The sequence below is a fragment of the Bartonella sp. TT67HLJMS genome, from assembly GCF_042193375.1.
In the GTDB taxonomy this organism is placed as follows: domain Bacteria; phylum Pseudomonadota; class Alphaproteobacteria; order Rhizobiales; family Rhizobiaceae; genus Bartonella; species Bartonella grahamii.
In genome coordinates this window covers 128,374-136,566 of sequence record NZ_JBHILP010000006.1, presented here as the reverse complement: position 1 = coordinate 136,566, position 8,193 = coordinate 128,374, and the positions used below count along the sequence as shown (strand labels likewise).

Genomic DNA, 8,193 nt, shown 5'->3' with positions numbered 1-8,193 from the left:
GGACATCTCAAAGGGGAACTAAAAAACTGTAAAAACGTTTAACAGTGAAGAAGCCCCTAGGCTGACAAATTGGAGCCCATGCTGTCAACCTCTCATTTGGAAAATGATTGATGAATCCCTTTGTTTTTATCCTCTTATTAGTTTCATGTACAGATGATTTTAATAGTTGCTATTCGAACAATACAATGGTTAAAATCTATCCAACGGCTCAAGCATGTGAACAATCCATGATACCGTCCACAAAAAAGTTTTCATTTTCTGGACAACAAATTTTTGCTCAATGTATAAACGTCCATGCGGATTTACATCAACAAGAAGTAAAGTTGATCTGGTCTGTAACAAACCGTGGAAATTTCCTGCTTAAAAGCCAAAACGTAGATAACAAGATATCTACAGTCCAGAAAGAAGGTATTTTACCAACATCGCTTCCTCTTTTGCATTCTTCTTCCACAAACCTCTTGCACAAAAAACTTTAAAAGCATAAACCCATCAGATCTCAAAAAATACTCAATGAAAGACATGATGGATAATAAGCGCATGCAACCTTCAAAAGACCATCACACAGAGCAAAACTCTCTGCCTCAAGATCTCCCTTTAGATCCTGCTGTAGAACGAGTGAGAAAAAAACTTATGGGTTTAATGATTATTTCTGTTTTAATAACGCTTTTCCTTATTCTAACTGTACTGTTTTTAATTGTTTATAAAGTGGTAGCAACCGGATCAGCGCCAAAACAAACAGAGCTATCTTCCTCTCCCAGCAAAACCCCACACGTTATCCATCATACGCTCTCTCTACCGGAAAAAACACAGATTTTGTCGCAAAGCCTCTCAGAACACAATATTGTACTGAAAGTTTTAACCCCTGATGGACAAACAAAATTTATGATTTACAATTATCACACCGGTGCATTAATCGCCGTTCTTTCTGTTGAAACAAAAAAAGAAATATCGAAAACAATGCCTCATTAAGCAAACTAATATCACCACAAGCGCTTACATAGCACCCTTCAGGTTTAAACATTTTCCTCTGCTTCAAGATACGACCACTTGGGCGACGGCGCGTTTTTCTCTGTATTCCCTCACTTAAATCCCAGCAAAGAGGCAATCTTGTCTGTCGACACCCTTCGTTAAGTTCCTAGTACTGACCGTGAAAATTCAAAGAAGCGCAAAAAGCTTCTTGAGCATATATAATTCACCATCATGATACTAATAACATCACCACAAGCGCTTAAACAGCACCCTTCAGGTTTAAACATTTTCCTCTGCTTCAAGATTGACCACTCGGCGACGGCGCGTTTTTCTCTGTATTCCCTCACCTAATCCAGGCAACGAAGAAGCCTCTTTTGTTGCTGTTGATGCATCTCCATTGCTCGTGCTTTCTGCTGTTGTAAGTGAAAGCTCAAGAGATGATTCATCTTGTTGGGTCCGTACAGTACGTCGACGGGGAGAACGACGTGTTTTTTTGACGGGTTCAACATTTTTCTCAGAGCGACAGTGCTCTTGATCCATTTTTTCATCCGATAGAGCCTCTAAAGCATTTTCACGCGCATCCCCATTTTGCGTTTTAGCATATTGGCCATTACCATTTTTTTGCGACGGCATCTGTAATACATCTGTATCACCCTCGACAGTATCCTTTTTTTCACCGTCAAGATTTATTTCACCGCATTCTTGCTCGTTGTTTTCATCACGATTTTCATCACCACGATTTTCATCACGTCGAGCCGATTGAGACATTTGTCCAGCTGCTGCTAAAATAATACGCAAATAGTGCTCGGCATGTTGTAAATAATTTTCCGACATAACACGATCACCCGCACCTTGTGCATCACGCGCAAGGCTTATGTATTTATCGGCAATTTGCTGAGCATTCCCGCGAATTTTAACATCCGGACCGCTGCTTTCATAATTACGAGACAACGGATTAGGACCGCGACGATTATTATTGTTATTACCATTATTGTTATTATTGCGACCGCGTACCCGTCTATTTTGTTGTGGCCTCATCTTTATCCCTTTTTGGAGTGTTTGTCTTAATGTATGTCTTAATTGACTCTTCCTCATTGCATTACCTTTTGATAATGCTAATCATTTTTAACATACGGTTATCAAGCTATCCGCGTTTATTTTACTCAAACGAACCCTACTGATATTGATAAAAGCATATATTTTCTTGAAAATCATAAAACAGCAGGGAAATCGTAAATCAAAAATTCCCTCTTTCTCTGTTAAACAGCAGAAACCTAATGATGTTCACATAAAATGCCAAGTGTTTTTTTTAAAATAAACCATATTTCACTAAAAAAATAATTATCTTGTGGAAAACAAAAAGGAAAACACACATACAACACACCTGACAAAGAAAAATTCCTGCCAGAGAATATTAGAAGCTTCCTTTTTTGCTCTAAAACCACCGCTCCTAAAAACGCCGATATCCTCTACCCCCTCGTGCATTTAACTCACAAGCACTTCCATCCCAACGAGTCACTGCGCGAACCTCTTTATTTTATGAATATAGCCTCTCTTCATCGCTAAAGCAACCCCTTGCGAGCGATAATCCACGATCGCTTCACAAAACCTCTTGATCTTTATAGATAGATTAATACGAAGTATTATTCAAGCCCTATAATCACCAAGAGATTAATCTTCTTTCCTAAATAAGCCAGATACTATCAATTTCTATTTTAACCCATGGAGTTTTTAAATTAATCACAGCTTTTATTTATAACAAATTGAGCTTAAAAAGCAAAATATTTAAATACAAAAAAAATATAAAATTATAAAAAAATGACCAATATGTCACACTTTTCTAAAAATCAGCTTCTTCTCAAAAACATGCCCTCCTCAAAAACTATCAATAAGAATGGCATAACGCATTTCCTCTCTTATCTTTTCTGATAAAGAAAACTGGAATTATAAAACAAGCACATTTGTAAACCCAGCACAGCACTTTACGCATGAATCAGCCTTGAATGTTTATAAAAGGAATGTTTCTTTTTTACTCATTTTTGTCATTTCTATTGACTTACGCCCTCAAAGAACGAAGGTTCTCAAGTCACACTGCTCTGTCAACAATCAAAATTCTTGTAAAATTCGTACACTGAATTGATTTATAATGATCATTCATATTTTTTGTGTTGAGTAAGAAAACTTAATACCCTAGGATTTTTCATCCTCAATCTGTTTGCTATTGAATCAATCTCTTTTTCTTTCATGTTACACACGGAAAAGCTTGCGTGGAGTAAAAACGATAAAGAAAGGCTAAAAGTGCCTCTTATGAACCATCTCTAAGGCTCAAGGGCTGTCAGCAAACACCATTGAAAGCTCGCAAAGTGTAAGTGGTACTTGGGGCTTACTTTTGTTTGAAACGTAAAGATGAATATGCTCTATAAATTTTATACACTTCATGGGGGCTTTACCATTATACCCTTCACCAGAGCCATTACGAAATGGATTTCCCACGCCTGTTATTTCCCTTAAAAAAGCTCAACAAATCCTCCTAAAACTCCACCACGCTCCCTTAAACATTTCAAGGAGACATCCATGCCTTATGGCGCCACACCTTAAATAAGAAGTGCAATATAACAAGATAAATAAATAAAATTTCTATTGGTCTCGAGGCAGATCGTAATTTAAGGGGTTTTTATCTTTTCATCAAAATTCGCATCCTTTTAACTTTCCGTATAAAAACTTAAAAGTAATTGCGTCTTTTGCCTTTTTTATTTTCTTTTTCATTGAGAAAACAATCGCGTAAGAGAAAATAATTTCCATCCCCAGGTCGTACCAACGTCAAACATTGTTTTTTTGCAGTATCAGAAAGCTGATCCCACATTTCACGAATAGCAAAATAGGCCTCACTTTCCAAATTAAGACAATGCTGATAAACTTCTCTTTTCATATCGGGCATAACGGAAGCAGAAATTTCCTTGCAATATACACGCAGATCAAAAACAGGAATAACCAATTCAACGGGTGCTTGTTGTGTTATTTTTTTATGAGAAGAAAAATAACTGATCACCTTTGCAACAACAAAACACAAAATCACTATACAAAAAAGTATTATGCAAACAAAAGCAATCTTGCGATATAATCTTTTAAAATAAGCCTTTTGCCTTGCACGAATTCTTTTTTCCATAAAGATTGCACCCTTTAAACATCCCAAGAGAAGCTTTTACAGCAAAAAATGATAGAAGTATCTGTGTACACAATACAGGTTATAGCGGCAAACGATCAAGACTCTTATGTCAAAAGACTCTTTTTTATCGTATAATTTTTATCGTATAAAATTTTTGTGAAACACTTTTCTCATGCCCTTTATGAAAAAATAGGGATTATAATTTTCTTTCACTACCTTAAAAGACGAAGATTCTTCATCCATGTGGCGCTATAAACAATTCGTCTTCTTTAAGACAAATCACATTGATTTATAAAGAGTATTTGTTGTTTTTCATATCGAATAAGAGACCTGAATACCATAAGTTTCTCTCATCCTAAATTTGTTTTCTGTTGAAACGATCAAAACCATGTCGCTTGCAAGTTACAAGCGGAGCTGGCATGTGGATTAAAAACTGTACAAAAAAGGCATATGCCTCTTATAAAGCGTCTCACGAACCAAGACTTTCATACTATTAGGAGCTGAAAAAGTGTATGAGAATACCAGTCTGCACTTTTATGAAGCATAAAGATAAGGGAGATATCTTATAAGTTTTATACATTTCATAGGAGCTTTACCCTTATACCATTGACGAGTGTCCTTGTGAAAGGGACTTGGGAGTGAGATATCTCTTTAAAACAAGTCCGTGAATATGCAATAAATGTATATTCGAAGACAAATAATATTTTAATATTTTGAGCATTCTGTTTTTATGTGAGAGGCATAATCCCAAAAAGACACGCGATACACAATGGCATAAGGCATTATCTTTATTATTTAAATAATATCGCTATAGATAGTTTTGAAAATCATAAAGCAAAAAAATGATAGCACGACGAGTGATTAATATGCCTTTATATTTTTCTCAATAAGGCTGTCTTCCTATTTCAGAAATCACTCAAATACAGCCCTCATCTGACATACATAAAGTCTAGCTTACAAAAGCTGGAATCGCTCAGAGAGTTTTGCCCTTCTGAATCCGTAAGGCTCTCTTCTTCTTTCTCTCAAACATGCTACAGCTTTGAAATTTGATGTTGTTTGACAAGCAATAAAAAAGCTCTGTACTCTCTTAAGAAAACAACGCCTTAAAGTTACACACATAATGGATTGGAAAGATGTCTTAGCTTTTTATCAAACGCGCTGTAAAACAACGAGCGTAACATATTAGCTTTGCTTATCCCAAAAATATTCATCCCAATTTCTTGCATCCAATTTCTTGTATCCAATTCCCTTGCATCCAATTCCCTTGTGTCCTATGCATAAAGATCAAGTTGAAGGAAATATATGGATAACCCTAGACTTGAAAATATGAAAGGAAGGCGTGACAGAATTTCGCGTTCCTTATGTCATGCAAAAGCATTAGACATTCTGAAACAAGCACTCTTTCTGTCTCGTAATGATTCCTTTTTTCTGCTACCGGTCAAATCCCCTTATTTAGAGAATTGGCTATCACAAGTTATGCAACAAATAGCGCTATATGCAACAAACAGAACCTGATTTATACCCGCATGGAATTCGTTCCAGTTTACATGATTGGCTCGCAAAATCCACTTGACTTTCCCCTTTGTCTTTACCCCTCATGGGATCTCTATCACCATAGAACAAAAAGCGATATTTTATGACGCTTTATGGACAAAATCCCCACCGCCCGAAGAGTTCATCACATGACGAAAAAAAACACCTCATATTCACCACACACAAACACTTCAATATATAAAACTTACATGCCTTCTATCACCGCACTCTCAAAAAGCAGCACGACAACAAGATAAGAAATTATTGATGTAAAACTCCAAACAAAGAAAAGAATGGACTTTCTAATCGAGATCAACAAACACTGTAAAAGACACATTTGCATTTTTGATCATGCGGGCATGCATAATAATTGCCCTTCAAGTGCGCCACCATTTTACGCTTCACCCCATACCACTCTCCGTCAAACAGTAACAAACATTCTTTAACTATTCAACGCCCCCATTATAATCAACGCAAAGAAACTAAACAGATACCTGCATTTTTATTTTGAATCTTCCTCACTGGGATAAAACACACAAGAATTTAGAGATTTCACTGCAAAACGAAATCACAAAATACAATGATGCGAATAATGAAAAAAACATCCAAAGCCACCTCAATAATAGATATATAGCCCCCCTGCTATTAGACAAAAAAAGCCGCACCTTTAAATGGCGCGGCTTATGAATAGAGATATAATTAAATAAAATACAAAAGAAATCAATAATAAATACTTATACACAAATTGTATAATATTGCAAGCTTTTTAATTATATTTATAAAACTTATCCAAAAAGAGTATAAATAATGACGCCTTCGTATTAATGGAAGTGATTTGCAACAACGCACTTTCTAAAATCAAAATACTTTGTAGTTTTATTTCAATATCATCCATGAAAAACACACATGATTTAAGTACATAATTATAATAAAACCCGTTCTTTTACCCTTGTAAAAGCTGGTTTTTCTTAACTTGCATCCACCACTTCAAAAGACGAAGCTTCACCTAATCTAATCTATTAATAGCTCGGATTATAGCGGGGTCCATTTAGCTTTCCCACATGTGATTTACTTAAACTTAAAGCTCAACAAATAAGCCCTGCCTTAAATATTTGGCACGCCTTTAAAAACACTTTTTGTGTTATTTTGGCTCTTACAAAGAGGTTTACCTTATATCATCACACCTGAAAGGACAGTATTTACAGCATAAGCAAGATAAGACAAATCAACAACCGCTTGTACAATCTTGTTTGATAAGAAAACAAGTGAAAATTTCTCTTTCAAGCCTGCTCCAACAGTACAACATTGCTCTTCTTTATAAGAAAAGATATAATGACACACATTTTTTTTCTTATAGGAATTTTTCTGCTTTTGTTCTTGTGACAATTAAAACTTTCTTTTTATGGGATTTTTGACAAATTAAAATTGCGACAGACTGCTTTTTTCTCTTTTAAAAAAGCGTAAAAACAGCGAATTGTTTATAAATTTAAAATCACTGAACGCTCTATCCAAAAGCTTTTTAAAATTATTGCAAGATTTTTATCGTTTACAAACTTCTTTTGCCATGCGTTTCTGTTTGGGCACAGCTCCTTTCTCTGTAGGTTTTAAAAACTTACCCTTAGATTTCAATATGCGCCCTAATCTCCCCAACAACTCATGATCAACTTTCCTGCAACAAGGCTTCTCTTTTTATTAAAACTAGACTCTCTATCAATTTTTACCTTTTTTAACATCTCAAACAGAGTGCAATTCCACACCCCACCGAAGATATAAATAAAGTTTATCTGATCTATAACTTCAACCCATACCTATTGTTATAATCAGTTTTTTCTATTTTTCCTTTTTAAACAAAGAAGAAATCCCTCTAGACTGCTCAACACCCATGTATTGACTAACATTACTGTGTATTTCTAGCGGCTCCTGTGCTGTAAGTTTTGAAACAAAAGAGCTGTAGTCTATTTTTGGCGTCTCGTTTATTGGAGAAAAAAATATGTCTCCAGCGGACAATGCTTCTATTTTAATGTCTGATCCGCTCACAATACTGCTCGATGCCGTTATTCCAGCACTCACAACATTATTAATACTGTCTTGATTCTCTTTTTTCGTATTTTTTTTCTGTTCGACCTTGGTAGGATCTAGAGTATTTAATTTTTTTTCTAACACATCCATGCGCTTTGCTAAAGCATCCATGCGCTTTGAAATTTTTGTAATATCTTCATATGCTTTCTTCAACAATGCGTTTAAAGGAGCATGTCCCATTCTTCCGCTAGCATAAAGAACCACACGAATACATTCAGGATCATCAATATCAGCAATAGAAAATGGAAAAAGTGCCATTATATCCCCCTTTTTGATAAGCTAAACGCGTATTAAGCATTTGAATATCTTTTTCCGTTGTACGGCTCTTGCATTCCTCAGACAACCTCAAGACAACCTCAGACAACCTCAGACAACCTCAGACAACCTCAGACAACCTCAGACAACCTCAGACAACCTCAGACAACCTCAGACAACCTCAGACAACC

At 35.7% G+C, this 8,193-nt stretch carries 6 protein-coding genes; 2 read left to right on the top strand and 4 right to left on the bottom strand.

What is annotated here, in order from left to right; translation table 11 throughout:
- Positions 1–110 precede the first annotated feature (110 nt).
- Both ACFIJQ_RS05330 and ACFIJQ_RS05325 read left to right on the top strand, forming a co-directional pair.
- The gene (locus ACFIJQ_RS05330) at positions 111–476 is read left to right on the top strand and encodes a hypothetical protein (RefSeq protein WP_273788469.1); all 366 of its coding nucleotides are present in this window, start codon (positions 111–113) and stop codon (positions 474–476) included.
- Between the two features lie 43 nt (positions 477–519).
- Positions 520–969: a hypothetical protein gene (locus ACFIJQ_RS05325; protein WP_273788468.1), complete on the top strand. Its 450-nt coding sequence runs from the start codon at positions 520–522 to the stop codon at positions 967–969.
- Positions 970–1,248: 279 nt separating this feature from the next.
- On the opposite strand, the gene ACFIJQ_RS05320 is transcribed toward ACFIJQ_RS05325, so the two are convergent.
- From ACFIJQ_RS05320 to ACFIJQ_RS05305, 4 genes are all read right to left on the bottom strand, one after another.
- Entirely contained in the window at positions 1,249–2,007 is a 759-nt protein-coding gene (locus ACFIJQ_RS05320) for a DUF4167 domain-containing protein (RefSeq protein WP_375628932.1), read from the bottom strand.
- A gap of 1,684 nt (positions 2,008–3,691) precedes the next feature.
- Positions 3,692–4,135, bottom strand: a complete 444-nt coding sequence (locus ACFIJQ_RS05315) for a hypothetical protein (RefSeq protein ID WP_273788466.1) — start codon at positions 4,133–4,135, stop codon at positions 3,692–3,694.
- Positions 4,136–6,838: 2,703 nt separating this feature from the next.
- Positions 6,839–7,054 carry a hypothetical protein gene (locus ACFIJQ_RS05310; RefSeq protein ID WP_273788465.1) on the bottom strand — a complete coding sequence of 72 codons (216 nt, stop codon included), beginning with the start codon at positions 7,052–7,054 and terminating at the stop codon, positions 6,839–6,841.
- 444 nt (positions 7,055–7,498) lie between these two features.
- A complete protein-coding gene (locus ACFIJQ_RS05305; protein WP_375628929.1) occupies positions 7,499–8,005 on the bottom strand; it encodes a hypothetical protein in 507 nt (168 codons plus the stop codon).
- Between the last annotated feature and the right edge of the window lie 188 nt (positions 8,006–8,193).

What these genes read in the sequence shown, in the direction of transcription:
- ACFIJQ_RS05315 (WP_273788466.1), bottom strand. Translation starts at nt 4,135, where the DNA reads ATGGAAAAAAGAATTCGTGCAAGGCAAAAGGCTTATTTTAAAAGATTA.
- ACFIJQ_RS05305 (WP_375628929.1), bottom strand. Translation starts at nt 8,005, where the DNA reads ATGGCACTTTTTCCATTTTCTATTGCTGATATTGATGATCCTGAATGT.
- ACFIJQ_RS05330 (WP_273788469.1), top strand. Translation starts at nt 111, where the DNA reads ATGAATCCCTTTGTTTTTATCCTCTTATTAGTTTCATGTACAGATGAT.
- ACFIJQ_RS05325 (WP_273788468.1), top strand. Translation starts at nt 520, where the DNA reads ATGATGGATAATAAGCGCATGCAACCTTCAAAAGACCATCACACAGAG.
- ACFIJQ_RS05320 (WP_375628932.1), bottom strand. Translation starts at nt 2,007, where the DNA reads ATGAGGCCACAACAAAATAGACGGGTACGCGGTCGCAATAATAACAAT.